The organism is Rathayibacter sp. RFBD1 (assembly GCF_002932915.1).
Taxonomy (GTDB): Bacteria; Actinomycetota; Actinomycetes; order Actinomycetales; family Microbacteriaceae; genus Rathayibacter.
Genome location: NZ_PSWQ01000020.1, coordinates 265,950 through 279,759, shown reverse-complemented (window position 1 = coordinate 279,759; position 13,810 = coordinate 265,950). Strand labels below are relative to the sequence as shown.

The window sequence follows — 13,810 nt, the reverse complement described above, 5'->3', positions numbered from 1 at the left end:
CCCCTCCGGCGCGCGTCCGTCCGCGCCCACGCCCGGACCGGCCAAGCCGCCCGCTCCGGCGCCGGCGGCGGGGGCGGGGGCGGCCGGGGTCGCCGACGCTCCCGCGGAGGAACCGCCCTGGCCCTGGAGGGCCTGGCGGAGCTTGCGCGCCACCGGGGGTTCGATGCTCGAGGACGGGCCCTTGACGAACTCGCCGAGCTCCTTCAACTTCGCAAGTGCGACCTTGCTATCGACACCCAGTTCGGATGCGATCTCGTGTACGCGTGGTTTTGCCACTTCTCTCCTGTCTTGGGCCTGCACCCAAGACGGGGGCAGGCGTCACGAACGGACGGGTCTCATTTCGAGCCGCTCATCAGTCTTCGCTCATGATCAGTTCACGGGCCGTTCTGCCTGTTCTCTATGGTGTGATCGTGCGCTGCTCCGGCCCCTCCGGTCGAGGGGCCGAGCCGGTCGGATCGTGCGATGTACTGCTCCAGCTCGCTCGCGTCCACGCTCTCGCGCGTCCGGAACGCTCTTCCGAACGCGCGGCGCTTGACCGCGAGCTCGTAGCAGTCGGCTGTGTCGTGGAGCCACGCTCCCCGACCAGGACGGACGGCACGCGGGTCTACCGCGAGGACGTTCGAGTGGAGGACCAGCCTCAGAAGAGAGGCCCGGGGGGCGCGCAGACGGCAGCCGACGCACGTTCTGACGGCTTCCACTCTACTCCCTCCCCTCCGGGACCGCTCCCCCGCCCGGCCGATGCTCGGGGATCACTCCCCGTCCATCACCGAATCGGGCTGGATGTCGATCTTCGCGCCGGTCAGCTTGGCGGCGAGGCGGGCGTTCTGGCCCTCCTTGCCGATGGCGAGCGAGAGCTGGTAGTCGGGGACGAGCGCCCGGACGGCCTTGAGGCTCTGGTCGATCACGAACGCGCTGGTCACCTTGGCGGGCGAGAGCGCGCTGGCGACGAAGGTCGGCAGGTCGGAGGAGTAGTCGACGATGTCGATCTTCTCGTTGTTGAGCTCGGCGGTCACCGCGCGCACGCGCTGGCCGAGCTCGCCGATGCAGGCGCCCTTGGCGTTCACGCCGGGCTCGGTCGCGCGCACCGCGATCTTGGTGCGGTGGCCGGCCTCGCGGGCGAGGGAGACGATCTCCACCACGCCGGACGCGATCTCGGGGACCTCGAGGGCGAACAGCTTGCGCACCAGCGACGGGTGGGTGCGGGACACCTGGACCGACGGGCCCTTGGGTCCGCGGCCGACGCTCGTGACGTAGACGCGGATGCGGCGTCCGTGGCTGTAGTCCTCGCCGGGCACCTGCTCCTCGGGCGAGAGGATCGCCTCGATGGAGCCGAGGTCGACGTGGATCATCCGCGGGTTGGGGCCCTGCTGGATGACGCCGGCGACGATGTCGCCCTCGCGGCCCTTGAACTCGCCGAGCACGTGCTCGTCGGCGATGTCGCGCAGGCGCTGGTTGATGACCTGCTTCGCGGCGAAGGCGGCGATGCGGCCGAAGTCGCGCGGGGAGTCCTCGGCCTCGCCCACGACGGCGCCCTCCTCGTCGAGCTCGGGCACGAAGACCGAGACGTGACCGGTCTTGCGGTCGAGGTGCACTCGCGCGTCGACGGCGGTGGCCTTGTCGGCGTCGTCGGCCTGGCCGATGTGCTTGAGGTAGGCGGTCAGGATCGCCTGCTCGATGATCTGCACGAGTTCCTCGAAGGGGATCTCGCGCTCGCGCTCCATGAGTCGCAGAACGCTCAGGTCGATGTCCACGGGCGGGCCTTTCTCTCTATTCACTTGGATGCCGCGGTGGTGACCGCGGTCGTTCGCCTGCCGGGCTCTCACCCGGATCAGCCCTCAAGGGTACCCGACGCGGCCCGGGGTTCCACCCGCGGATCCTGCCGACGCACGGAGGGCCCCGCCTGCCGCGGGAAGCGGCGGCGGGGCCCTCGGCGTGTCGGGTCTAGGCGCCCAGCCGGGCGAGCGCCTCGGCGACCGGGAGCTGCTCGCGCTCGCCGGACCGGCGGTCCCACAGCTCGACGATCCCGTCGGCCGCTCCTCGGCCCGCGATGACGATCACGGGCACCCCGATCAGCTCGGCGTCGCCGAACTTGACGCCGGGCGAGACCTTCGGGCGGTCGTCGATCAGCACATCGCGGCCGGCGGCCTCGAGGGAGGCGCCGATCGACTCGGCGAGCTCGAGAGCCGCCGCGTCCTTGCCGGTCGCGATCACGTGCACGTCGAACGGCGCGACGTTCGCGGGCCACAGCAGTCCGCGGTCGTCGTGGGTGGCCTCGGCGATGATGGCGAGGATGCGGGTCACGCCGATGCCGTAGGAGCCCATCGTGACGGTGACCAGCTTCCCGTTCTCGTCGAGCACCTTCAGCCCGAGGACGTCGGCGTACTTGCGGCCGAGCTGGAAGACGTGGCCGATCTCCATGCCGCGGGCGGTCTCGATCGGGCCCGAGCCGTCGGGCGCCTCGTCGCCGGTGCGGACGTCCGCGACCTCGACGGTGGCGTCGCCGTGGAAGTCGCGGCCGGCGACCAGGTCGAGGACGTGCTGCCCGGAGACGTTGGCCCCGGTGATCCAGGCGGTGCCGTCGACCACGCGCGGGTCGAGCAGGTAGCGGACGCCGGTCGCCGACTCCTCGCCCAGGACGGCTCCCTCGGCCGACCAGGGTCCGATGTAGCCCTTGACCAGTCCGGGGTGCTTCGCGAAGTCCTCCGAGGTGGCGGCCTCGACCTCGGCCGGGGCGAAGGCCACCTCGGCGCGCTTGAGGTCGACGTCGCGGTCGCCGGGCAGGCCGACGATCACGAGCTCGCGGGTGCCGTCGAGCGCGGTGAGCGCGAGGACGACGTTCTTCAGGGTGTCGGCGGCGGTCCAGGCGCGGCCGTCGGGGCGGGGCTGCGTCGCGTTCGCCAGGTCGACCAGGGTCTGGATGGTCGGGGTGTCGGGCGAGTCGAAGACGCGCGCCTCGGGCAGGCCCTCGACGGGCAGCGCCGCGGGGACGGGCGTGCGGTACGCCTCGACGTTCGCCGCGTACCCTCCCGCCGACCGGACGAAGGTGTCCTCGCCGACGGGGGTGGGGTGCAGGAACTCCTCGCTCCGGGAGCCGCCCATCGCTCCGGCGTCGGCCTGCACGATGACGTACTCCAGGCCCAGACGGGCGAAGATCCGCTCGTAGGCGTCGCGCTGGCGCTGGTAGCTCGCGTCGAGGCCGGCGTCGGTGTAGTCGAAGGAGTACGCGTCCTTCATCGTGAACTCGCGGCCGCGCAGGAGGCCCGCGCGGGGCCGCGCCTCGTCCCGGTACTTGTCCTGGATCTGGTAGATCGACAGGGGCAGGTCCTTGTAGGAGGAGTAGAGGTCCTTCACGAGCAGCGTGAAGAACTCCTCGTGCGTGGGAGCCAGCATGTAGTCGGCGTCCTTGCGGTCCTTCAGGCGGAACACGCCGTCGCCGTACTCGGTCCAGCGGCCCGAGAGCTCGTAGGGCTCGCGGGGCAGGAGCGCGGGGAAGTGCACCTCCTGGGCGCCGGCGGCCTCCATCTCCTCGTGGATGATCCGCTCGATGCGGCGCTTGACGCGCAGTCCCAGCGGCAGCCAGGCGAAGACGCCGGGCGCCTGACGGCGGATGTAGCCCGCGCGGACGAGGAGGCGGTGGCCCGCGACCTCGGCGTCGGCGGGATCCTCCCGGAGCGTGCGGACGAACAGATGCGAGAGACGGGTGACCACGAGGGACGATCCTATCCGCTGCGCTCCCCCGGCTCGCGAGGGCGCCGGGAGCCTCAGTCGGGGATCCGCGAGAAGACGATCGCTCCGCCCGTGCCGTCCAGCAGCACGTCGTCGGGGGTGCCGCCGATCGTCATCGGGCCGGAGAGGAGCGCCCGGAGCCGGATGGCCTCGGGGCTCGGCGTGTCGGAGCAGGTGTCGGAGCCGGTCACCTCGTCGCCGGGGATCAGCACGCCGTCGTCGATCCGGTAGGCGGCGCTGACCACGAGGCAGCCGGTGCCGACGACCAGGGTCGGCGCACCCCCGACGCTCTCGGAGCGGAGGCGGACGCGGGCGTCCTCGACCCAGGCCGTGTACGGGGTCTCCCCCTCTGCCGCGGTCAGCACCCAGCGGTCGCAGCCGAAGGGGTCCTGCGGGGTGCGGCTGTCGATGCACTCGCCGGCCTCGGAGGACGGGCCGCTGCGGAGCGCGGCGACACCGGAGGCGAGGAGCGCGGCGGCGACGACCACGAGCGCGAGGCGCAGTGCGGGGCGGACCACGTCGATCCGCCCCGCGCCGTCAGTTCGCGCCGACGGTGACGACCGGGGCTCCGGTCGAGGTGTCGTCGGCCGGCATCTCGGCGGCCAGGCGGTTGGCCTCCTCGATGAGGGTCTGGACGATCTCGGCCTCGGGGACGGTCTTGATGACCTCGCCCTTGACGAAGATCTGGCCCTTGCCGTTGCCGGAGGCGACGCCCAGGTCGGCCTCGCGGGCCTCGCCGGGTCCGTTGACGACGCAGCCCATGACGGCGACGCGCAGCGGGACGCTCATGCCCTCGAGGCCGGCGGTGACGTCGTTGGCGAGCGTGTAGACGTCGACCTGCGCGCGGCCGCAGCTGGGACAGGAGACGATCTCGAGCTTGCGCTCGCGGAGGTTCAGCGACTGGAGGATCTGCAGGCCGACCTTGACCTCCTGCGCGGGCGGGGCCGAGAGGGACACGCGGATGGTGTCGCCGATGCCCTCGCCGAGGAGGATGCCGAAGGCGGTGGCGGACTTGATGGTCCCCTGGAACTCGGGGCCGGCCTCGGTGACGCCGAGGTGGAGGGGCCAGTCCCCGCGCTCGGCGAGCTGGCGGTAGGCCTTCACCATGACGACGGGGTCGTTGTGCTTGACCGAGATCTTGAAGTCGTGGAAGTCGTGCTCCTCGAAGAGGCTGGCCTCCCAGACGGCGCTCTCGACGAGGGCCTCGGGGGTGGGCTTGCCGTACTTCTGCAGGATGCTCGGCTCGAGGGAGCCGGCGTTGACGCCGATGCGGATCGAGACGCCGGCGGCCTTCGCGGCGGCGGCGATCTTGCCGACCTGGTCGTCGAACTTGCGGATGTTGCCCGGGTTCACGCGGACCGCGGCGCAGCCGGCGTCGATCGCGGCGTAGACGTAGTTGGGCTGGAAATGGATGTCGGCGATGACCGGGATCTGGCTCTTCTTGGCGATGATCGGCAGCGCCTCCGCGTCGTCTCGGCTCGGCACCGCGACGCGGACGATGTCGCAGCCGGACGCGGTGAGCTCGGCGATCTGCTGGAGGGTCGCGTTGATGTTCGTCGTCGGTGTGGTGCACATCGACTGGACGCTGACCTGCGCGTCACCGCCCACGAGCACCTTGCCCACCTTGATCTGGCGGGACTTGCGGCGGGGGGCGAGGGTCATGGGGACCTTGGGAAGACCCAGATTCACTGCTGGCACGCGCCCCATCGTACGCGCGCCGCGGGACCCCTCGTCCGCTCGCCGCACCTTCCCAGCCGCCGCCCCTCCTGCGCGCCTCGGAACCCGTCCACCGCACCTGCTCTCAGCCCGAGACCGCACGATCCGCGGTCGCCTCGCTCCCGAGCCGAACCGCCGATCCCGTCCGAGCGATTCACCGCAGACGCTGCCAGCCCGTTCCCTTTCACAGAGCCGACCGCGCCACGCCGGGCGAGGCCCGTCCTGCCACCCGCGAGGCGAACGGGTGAATCGCGTCCCAGCGATTCGCCCTAGCCGCCTGCATCCCGCTCCACCCACACCCCACCTCGCAGAGCCGACCGCACCACGCCGGGCGAGGCCCGTCCTGCCACCCGCGAGGCGAACGGGTGAATCGCGTCCCAGCGATTCGCCCTAGCCGCCTGCGGCCCGCTCCACCCACGCCCCACCCCGAGAAGCCGACCGCGCCCCGCCGGGCGAGGCCCGGCGTGGAATCCAACTCAGAACAGCGTGATCGGCTTGACGATGTCGGCGTAGATGAGGAGGGCGCTCATGCCGCCGAGGACGAGGACGACGACGTAGGTGAGCGGGAGCAGGCGGGCGATGTCGACGGGGCCGGGGTCGCGGCGTCCGAAGAGCTTGGCGATCCGGCGGCGCAGGCCCTCCCAGAGGGCGCCGGCGATGTGGCCGCCGTCCATGGGGAGCAGCGGCACCAGGTTGAAGACGAGGAGGGCGACGTTGAGCGAGGCGAGGACGCCGACCATCGTCTGCACCTTGGACACGACGGGGAGCTGGTCGGAGGCGGCGATCTCGCCCGCGATCCGGCCCACTCCGACGACGCTGATCGGGCCGTTGGCGTCGCGCGCCTCTGAGCCGAACGCCGCCTGGGCGACGTCGATGAGGCGTTGCGGCAGGTTGAGGATGACGTGGGCGACGCTGGTGATGTTCGACCAGACCGTCTCGGGCACCGCGGTGACCGGCTGCTGCGCGAGGGCCGATGTGGGCGAGATGCCGATGAAGCCGACCGTCTGCGTCTCGATCGCACCGGAGGCGTCGGTGACGGGGGCGCCGTTCGCGTCGGTCACCGCGACCTCGTTCTCGGCGGGGGTGATCGTGAGGGTCAGCGGGGCGCCGTCGCGCTGGACGGACACGCTGAGCGGGACGCCCGCGGAGCGCTGGATGATCGGGGTCAGGTCGTTCCAGGTGCTCACCGGAGTGCCGTCGATCGCCGTGATCGTGTCGCCCGGCAGCAGGCCCGCCGCGGCTCCGGGTGCCAGCGGGTCGTCGGCGGTGCAGGTCGCGGTCGCGCGCTGCGACTCCGGGACCACGCACTGCGAGACCGCGGCGAGGGTGCTGGTGCTCTGCGGGATCCCGATGCCGCAGAGGAGGACGGTGAAGAGGACCGTGGCGATCACGAGGTTCATGAAGGGGCCGCCGGCCATGACGATCACGCGCTTCCACACGGGGAGCCGGTAGAACGCGCGGTGGTCCTCGCCGTCGCCGATCGTCTCGGCGCTGGCGGCGCGGGCCTCGTCGATCATCGTGGCGTAGGCGCCGCGCCGGGGCTCCTCGAGCTGGGCCTCGGAGGACGCCAGGCCGTTGAAGAAGCCGGTGCTCGACTCCGTGGGCCGGTCCCCCGGGTGCTTCGGCGGGTACATGCCGATCATGGCGATGTAGCCGCCGAGCGGGATCGCCTTGACGCCGTACTCCGTCTCGCCTCGGCGCCGGGAGAAGAGGGTCGGCCCGAACCCGATCATGTACTGCGTGACCTTGACCCCGAACAGCTTGGCGGGGAGCAGGTGCCCGACCTCGTGCAGGGCGATGGAGAGGGCGACGCCGACGGCGATGATGACGACGCCGAGGACGAAGAGCAGCACGGATTCCACCGACACACTGTAGGCCGGGCCTGCCCGTCCACGCTGGGGTGCGCCTGCACGGATCCGATGAACTCCGCGGCCGAGCGGATCAGCGGCGCGACGTCCGCCGACACGGATCCGCGGAGACGGAGCCCGTCCGGATGACCCCTGGTCAGACTCCGGCGATCCGCTCGTCCGCCGTGCGGCGCGCCCACTCCTCCGCCGCGGCCAGCGACTCGCGGGTCAGCGTGCCGTCGACGCTGTGCGCGTCGACCACCGCCTCCACCGTCTCGAGGATGTCGAGGTAGCCGATCCGCCCCGCGTGGAACGCCTGCACGGCCTGCTCGTTCGCCGCGTTGAACACGGCCGGGTAGGAGGCGCCCGCCTCCCCGACGCGCTTCGCGAGCCGGACCGAGGGGAACGCCTCCTCGTCCAGCGGCTCGAACGTCCAGGAGTGGGAGCGGGTCCAGTCGAGCGGGACGCCGACCCCGGCGACGCGGTGCGGCCAGTCGAGGCCGAGCGAGATCGGGAGCCGCATGTCCGGCGGCGAGGCCTGGGCGATCGTCGAGCCGTCGACGTACTCGACCATCGAGTGGATCACCGACTGCGGGTGCACGGTGACGTCGATCCGGTCGTAGGGGACGTCGAAGAGCAGGTGCGCCTCGATCACCTCGAGCCCCTTGTTGACCAGGGTGGAGGAGTTGGTCGTGACGACCAGGCCCATGTCCCAGGTCGGGTGCGCGAGCGCCTGCGCCGGGGTGACGTCGCGGAGGGAGGCGCGGTCGCGTCCCCGGAACGGCCCGCCGGACGCGGTCAGCACGAGGCGGCGGACCTCGCGGTGCTCGCCCGCGAGGAGGGCCTGGGCGATCGCGGAGTGCTCGGAGTCGACCGGCACGATCTGGCCGGGACCGGCGAGCGAGGTGACGAGCTCGCCGCCGACGATCAGCGACTCCTTGTTGGCGAGGGCGAGCGTCCTGCCCTCCTCGAGCGCCGCGAGCGTCGGGCCGAGCCCCACCGAGCCGGTGATCCCGTTCAGCACGACGTCCGCGTCGACCGAGCGGATCAGCTGCTCGGCCTCCTCCGCACCGAACGCCGTGTGCTCGACGCCGAACGCGGACGCCTGCTCGGCGACCGCCGCCTGGTTCGAGCCGGCGGCGAGGCCGACGACCTCGAACCGCTCGCGGTTCGCGCCGATGACGTCGAGAGCCTGCGTGCCGATGGACCCGGTCGAGCCGAGGATGATGACCCTGCGCATCCGCCCATCCTGGCACGGAGCGCCCAGCGCCTCCCGGTCAGCTGATGGCGAGGATGTCGACCACGAAGACGAGGGTGTCGGTCCCGCTGATCCCCGCGTTCTGGTTGCCCTGGTCGCCGTAGCCCTTCGACGGCGGGATGGTGACGAGCACCTGCGAGCCGACGGTCTGGCCGACCACGGCCTCCTTGAAGCCCTCGATCACGTCGCCGGTGCCGAAGGCGGCGGGAGCGGGCTTCCCCCAGCTCTGGTCGAACACCTCGCCGGTGCCCCAGACCACGCCCTGGTACTGCACGATCAGCTGGTCGCCGTCGGCCACGGTCGTGCCGCTCCCCTTCTTGAGGACGGCGAGCTGCAGGTCGGCGGGCGGGTCGGTCGAGGGGATGGCGACGGTGGGCGCCCCGTCCTCGGCGAGCGCCACCGTCGGCAGGCCGTCGACCGGGGGCTGCGGCTCGCCGTCGGCGGCGGTCGGCACGATCTGCTCGACGTCGATCACCATGACGATCGAGTCGGTCGCGGCGATGCCGAACTGGCTCTGCCCGGCGTCGCCGAACGCGTCGGCCGGGGGAACGACGGCGACGACGCGCGAGCCGACGGTCGCGCAGTTGACGGCCTTCACGAGGCCGGCGAGGTACTGGTCGGTGTCGACCTCGAAGGCCGCGCGGCCACCGGACGCGTAGCTGCTCGCCGAGAACTCGGCACCGCTCGTCCCGTTGTAGAGCGTGTAGTCGACCAGCACGGTGTCGCCCTCGGCGACCTCCTCGCCGGCGCCCTCGATCGCGACCGAGCGCTCGGTGACGTCCACGCTGACCGGGCTGGGGAACACGGTGACCGGCTTGGTGGCGAAGTCGCCGCTGGTCTGCACCGCGGCGGTCGCCTCGCCCTCGGTCGCGCAGCCGAGCGGGGTGGCGGAGGCGGACGGCGCTGCATCCGGCTCCCCGGGGGTGCAGGCCGCCAGGCTCAGGGAGGCGCCGAGGACGGCGAGGATCGCGAGGGTTCTGCGCACAGGGGCACCTTTCGTGACCGGCGGCGGCCGGTGGACGTTCGGGGATCGCCTCCATCCTGCACGGCGCGCCTCGCAACGCGCTGGGTGCGGGTCCTCGAACGGTCCCAGGCCTACCATCGGGGAATGCGTGAATTCTCGGTCCCCCAGTCCCGAGAGCTCGTCACCGAGCTCCCCGGCCCGCGCTCCGTCGCCCTCCAGGAGCGCCGCGTCGCCAGCGTCTCCCGCGGCGCCGGGACGCTCGCGAACATCTACATGGACCACGCGTCGGGCGCGGTCCTGGTCGACGTCGACGGCAACCGCCTGATCGACCTCGGCTGCGGCATCGGAGTGACCACCATCGGCCACGCGCACCCCGCGGTCGCCGCGGCGGCCGCCGCGCAGGCCGAGAAGCTGACGCACACCCTCTTCACCGTCACTCCGTACGAGAACTACGTCCGGGTCGCCGAGAAGCTCGCCGAGATCACCCCCGGGGACTTCGAGAAGCACTCGATCCTGGTGAACTCCGGCGCGGAGGCGGTCGAGAACGCCGTCAAGATCGCGCGGAAGTTCACCGGCCGCCGCGCCATCGCGACGCTCGACCACGCCTTCCACGGCCGCACCAACCTCACGATGGCGATGACCTACCGCCCCTGGCCGGAGCGCGCGGGCATGGGCCCCTTCCCGGGCGAGATCTACAGCCTCCCGATCAGCTACCCGTTCCGCGACCCCGAGGGCATGACGGGCGAGGAGGCGGCCGAGCGCACCATCGACTACATCACCACCCACATCGGCGCGCAGGAGCTGGCCGCGCTCTTCGTCGAGCCGATCCAGGGCGACGGCGGCATCATCATCCCGGCGCCGGGCTACTTCCGCCGCCTGTCCGAGTTCTGCACCGAGAACGGCATCGTCTTCGTCGCGGACGAGATCCAGGCCGGCATCGCCCGCACCGGCACCTGGTACTCCATCGAGCACCACGGCGTGGTCCCGGACCTCATCACGACGGCCAAGGGCATCGCCGGCGGCTTCCCGCTCGCCGCCGTCACCGGCCGCGCCGAGATCATGGACGCCGTGCAGCCCGGCGGCATCGGCGGCACGTTCGGCGGCAACCCCGTCTCCACCGCCGCGGCGCTCGCGACGTTCGAGGCGATCGAGTCCGAGGGCCTGCTGGAGGAGGCGCAGCGGGTCGAGCGCCTGCTGCAGGCGCGGATCGGCGACTGGGCCGAGCGCTTCGCGGTCGTGGGCGAGGTCCGCGGCAAGGGCGCGATGTGGGGCGTCGAGCTCGTCCACCCGGGCACGAAGAAGCAGTACCCGGAGGCGCTCACTGCGATCCTGAAGCACGCCACCACGAACGGCGTGATCGTCCTCGACGCGGGCAGCTGGGACAGCGTGCTGCGGATCATGCCGAGCGTGGTCATCAGCGAGGAGCTCATCGACGACGCCGCGACGGTCATCGAGGAGGCGCTCGCCCAGTTCGGCTGATCCGCCGCATGACCGGAGCGGCATGGACGCCCCGGTAGCTTCGTCGGAATGCGGATCGACGACGACCACGAGAGGCCGACTCCCCCGGGGATCGGCCTCTCCGCGCGTCTGGCGCGCCTGTCCATCGGCGGCGTCGGCCGGCTGGTCTACCGGCCGATCGTGGAGGGGCGCGACAACGTCCCGGCCGAGGGACGCGTGATCCTGGCGGCCAACCACCTCTCGTTCATCGACTCCCCGGTGCTGACGCTGCTCGCCCCGCGGCCGGTGCAGTTCCTGGCCAAGTCGGACTACTTCACGGGGACCGGCGTGCGGGGCGCCCTCTCGCGCGCCTTCTTCACGAGCGTCGGAGCGGTCGCGGTCGAGCGAGGCGCCGGCCAGGCCGCTCAGGAGGCGCTGGACCTCGGCCGGGCGATCCTCGAGCGGGACGAGGCGTTCGCCGTCTACCCCGAGGGCACCCGCTCCCGCGACGGGCGCCTCTACAAGGGCCGCACCGGAGTGGCATGGCTCGCCCTCACCACGGGCGCGCCGGTGGTCCCCGTCGGCATGATCGGCACGCAGGAGCTCCAGCCGGTGGGCACGAGGGTGCCGCGCCTGCACCGGATCACGGTCCGCTTCGGGGCTCCGCTGGACCTCTCGCGGCACGGCTCCGCCGACTCCGGCCGCGCCCGACGCCACGCCACCGACGAGGTGATGGCGGCCGTCCACGCGCTCTCCGGGCAGGAGCTCGCCGGTGCGTACAACGAGTCGCCGCCGACGACCACGGTCGAGCGCATCCGCCGGGCGCTCCCGCACGAGCGCCGCTGAGCCTCAGCGCGCGGACGCCTCCGGCTCGTGGGCGACGGGGAAGTTCACCGAGTTCGCGATGAAGCAGAGCCGGGAGGCCTCGGCGTGCAGCGTCTGGGCGATCGCCACCATCGACTCCTCGGCGACAGTGACGCGGGGCCGGAGGGTCACCGAGGTGAAGCGGCCGCTCTCCCCCTCCTGCAGCATCGAGCCCACCGCGTCGTCCGTGTAGCCGGTGACGACGACTCCGTTCTTGACCGCCACGTGCAGGTAGGAGAGGAGGTGGCACTGCGCGAGCGCCGCGAGGAGCAGCTGCTCCGGGTTCCAGCGGTCGGCGTCGCCCCGGAAGGGCGTGTCGGCCGAGGCGAGGATGGGCGCCGGGCCCTCCGCCGTGACGGTCAGCTGGCGCCCGTACTCGCGGTAGCCGCTCGTGCCGGTGCCCCGGTCGCCCTCCCAGACGACGGACACCGCGTACTCGTGCTCGGACTTCATCGGGCTCCTCCTCGACGGCGGTGGATCAGGCCGGTCGCGCCGGTCTGGACCTCTGGACGCGGAACCCCCGCGGGTAGACTCCGAGGACCATGACAGACACGCTCGCCCCCCAGGTTCCCACGTCCGCAGTCCCCCAGGAGCGGCGCGTCGCGACCGAGATCCCCGGGCCGCGATCCCGGGCCCTGCACGAGCGCCGCCTCGCCGTCGTGCCCACCGGCGTCGGCACCGCGCTCCCCGTCTACATCGACCGCGCGCACGGCGCGATCCTGGTCGACGTCGACGGCAACAGCTTCATCGACCTCGGCGCCGGCATCGGCGTCACGACGATCGGGCACACCGACGACTCCGTCGTCGCGGCCGCCGCGGAGCAGCTCGCACGCCTCACGCACACCCTCTTCACCGTCACTCCGTACGAGCCCTACATCCGCGTCGCGGAGCTGCTGGCCCAGCACACCCCCGGCGACTTCGCCAAGAAGACCGTCCTGGTCAACTCCGGTGCCGAGGCGGTCGAGAACGCCGTCAAGATCGCGCGCAAGCACACCGGCCGCCCCGGCGTCGCGGTGCTCGACCACGCGTACCACGGACGCACGAACCTCACGATGGCCATGAACTTCAAAGCGCTGCCCTACGGCCTGGGCTTCGGACCCTTCGCCAGCGACGTCCACCGTGCGCCGAGCTCGTACCCGTACCACGACGGCCTGTCGGGAGCCGAGGCCGCCCAGCGCGCGATCTCGTACCTCGAGAAGACCGTCGGCGCGTCCGCCCTGGCCTGCCTCGTCGCCGAGCCCATCCAGGGCGAGGGCGGCTTCATGGTCCCCGCCGACGGCTTCCTCCCGGCACTGCAGGAGTGGTGCACGGCCAACGGCATCGTCTTCGTCGCCGACGAGATCCAGTCGGGCATGGCCCGCACCGGCGCCTGGTTCGCCAGCGAGCACCTCGGCCTCGTCCCCGACCTCGTCCTCTCGGCCAAGGGCATCGCCGGCGGCCTGCCGCTCGCGGGCGTGACGGGCCGCGCCGAGATCATGGACTCGGCGCAGGCCGGCGGACTGGGCGGCACCTTCGGCGGGAACCCCGTCGCCGCCGCCGCCGCCGTCGCGGTCTTCGAGCGCATCGAGCGCGAGGGCCTCCTCGCCGAGGCCGACCGGATCGGCGCACGCCTGGGCGCGGCGCTGCGAGGCCTGCAGGAGCGCTACGACATCATCGGCGACGTCCGCGGCATCGGCGCGATGATGGCGATGGAGCTCGTGCAGCCCGGCACCGCCGGCACCACGAAGGAGCCGAACGCCGTCGCAGTCCAGGCGATCATCGACTACGCCGCCCAGCACGGGGTCCTCGTGCTGAGCGCCGGCACCTACGGCAACGTGGTCCGCTTCCTGCCGAGCCTCGCCCTCACCGACGAGCTGCTCGACGACGCCGTGTCGGTCATCGCCGACGCATTCGCCACCCTCTAGGCGCGATCCTCCGAAGGCCACCGCGGGCGCCGAGGCGCTCCCCGGTGGCCTTCGGCGTCTCCGGGAGCGCGGGACCGGTCGGCGCATCGGGCAG

The 13,810-nt window shown here is 72.2% G+C and carries 13 protein-coding genes; 3 read left to right on the top strand and 10 right to left on the bottom strand.

Going from position 1 to position 13,810, the window contains the following annotated elements; translation table 11 throughout:
• The 9 genes from C5D50_RS10440 to C5D50_RS10400 form a co-directional block, all read right to left on the bottom strand.
• A partial coding sequence (locus C5D50_RS10440) for a translation initiation factor IF-2 N-terminal domain-containing protein (protein WP_146087929.1) occupies positions 1-276 on the bottom strand: 276 nt, incomplete at its 3' end.
• Positions 277-374: 98 nt separating this feature from the next.
• The gene (locus tag C5D50_RS10435) at positions 375-698 is read right to left on the bottom strand and encodes a YlxR family protein (RefSeq protein ID WP_104225593.1); all 324 of its coding nucleotides are present in this window, start codon (positions 696-698) and stop codon (positions 375-377) included.
• Between the two features lie 51 nt (positions 699-749).
• On the bottom strand, positions 750-1,751 hold the full coding sequence (gene nusA / locus C5D50_RS10430; protein WP_104225180.1) for a transcription termination factor NusA: 1,002 nt from the start codon (positions 1,749-1,751) through the stop codon (positions 750-752).
• 190 nt (positions 1,752-1,941) lie between these two features.
• Positions 1,942-3,708 (bottom strand): proline--tRNA ligase, encoded by a 1,767-nt coding sequence (locus C5D50_RS10425; protein WP_104283441.1) that lies wholly within the window; start codon positions 3,706-3,708, stop codon positions 1,942-1,944.
• A gap of 53 nt (positions 3,709-3,761) precedes the next feature.
• Positions 3,762-4,244 carry a hypothetical protein gene (locus C5D50_RS10420; RefSeq protein ID WP_104283440.1) on the bottom strand — a complete coding sequence of 161 codons (483 nt, stop codon included), beginning with the start codon at positions 4,242-4,244 and terminating at the stop codon, positions 3,762-3,764.
• A gap of 19 nt (positions 4,245-4,263) precedes the next feature.
• Entirely contained in the window at positions 4,264-5,424 is a 1,161-nt protein-coding gene (ispG, locus tag C5D50_RS10415) for a flavodoxin-dependent (E)-4-hydroxy-3-methylbut-2-enyl-diphosphate synthase (RefSeq protein ID WP_173244694.1), read from the bottom strand.
• 494 nt (positions 5,425-5,918) lie between these two features.
• Positions 5,919-7,304 carry an RIP metalloprotease gene (locus tag C5D50_RS10410; protein ID WP_258062217.1) on the bottom strand — a complete coding sequence of 462 codons (1,386 nt, stop codon included), beginning with the start codon at positions 7,302-7,304 and terminating at the stop codon, positions 5,919-5,921.
• A 142-nt stretch (positions 7,305-7,446) separates the two neighbouring features.
• Positions 7,447-8,529 (bottom strand): 1-deoxy-D-xylulose-5-phosphate reductoisomerase, encoded by a 1,083-nt coding sequence (dxr, locus tag C5D50_RS10405; RefSeq protein WP_104283439.1) that lies wholly within the window; start codon positions 8,527-8,529, stop codon positions 7,447-7,449.
• A 37-nt stretch (positions 8,530-8,566) separates the two neighbouring features.
• Positions 8,567-9,532, bottom strand: a complete 966-nt coding sequence (locus C5D50_RS10400; RefSeq protein WP_181137334.1) for an FKBP-type peptidyl-prolyl cis-trans isomerase — start codon at positions 9,530-9,532, stop codon at positions 8,567-8,569.
• A gap of 123 nt (positions 9,533-9,655) precedes the next feature.
• Between C5D50_RS10400 and C5D50_RS10395 the strand changes: the two genes are divergently transcribed.
• Both C5D50_RS10395 and C5D50_RS10390 read left to right on the top strand, forming a co-directional pair.
• On the top strand, positions 9,656-10,990 hold the full coding sequence (locus C5D50_RS10395) for an aminotransferase class III-fold pyridoxal phosphate-dependent enzyme (RefSeq protein ID WP_104223043.1): 1,335 nt from the start codon (positions 9,656-9,658) through the stop codon (positions 10,988-10,990).
• Between the two features lie 48 nt (positions 10,991-11,038).
• A complete protein-coding gene (locus C5D50_RS10390; protein ID WP_104223042.1) occupies positions 11,039-11,794 on the top strand; it encodes a 1-acyl-sn-glycerol-3-phosphate acyltransferase in 756 nt (251 codons plus the stop codon).
• A gap of 3 nt (positions 11,795-11,797) precedes the next feature.
• On the opposite strand, the gene C5D50_RS10385 is transcribed toward C5D50_RS10390, so the two are convergent.
• Positions 11,798-12,265, bottom strand: coding sequence for an OsmC family protein (locus tag C5D50_RS10385; RefSeq protein WP_104223041.1), 468 nt, complete (start codon positions 12,263-12,265; stop codon positions 11,798-11,800).
• 89 nt (positions 12,266-12,354) lie between these two features.
• Here C5D50_RS10385 and gabT point away from each other — a divergent pair, with 89 nt between their 5' ends.
• Positions 12,355-13,716 (top strand): 4-aminobutyrate--2-oxoglutarate transaminase, encoded by a 1,362-nt coding sequence (gene gabT / locus C5D50_RS10380; RefSeq protein ID WP_104223040.1) that lies wholly within the window; start codon positions 12,355-12,357, stop codon positions 13,714-13,716.
• Positions 13,717-13,810 lie beyond the last annotated feature (94 nt).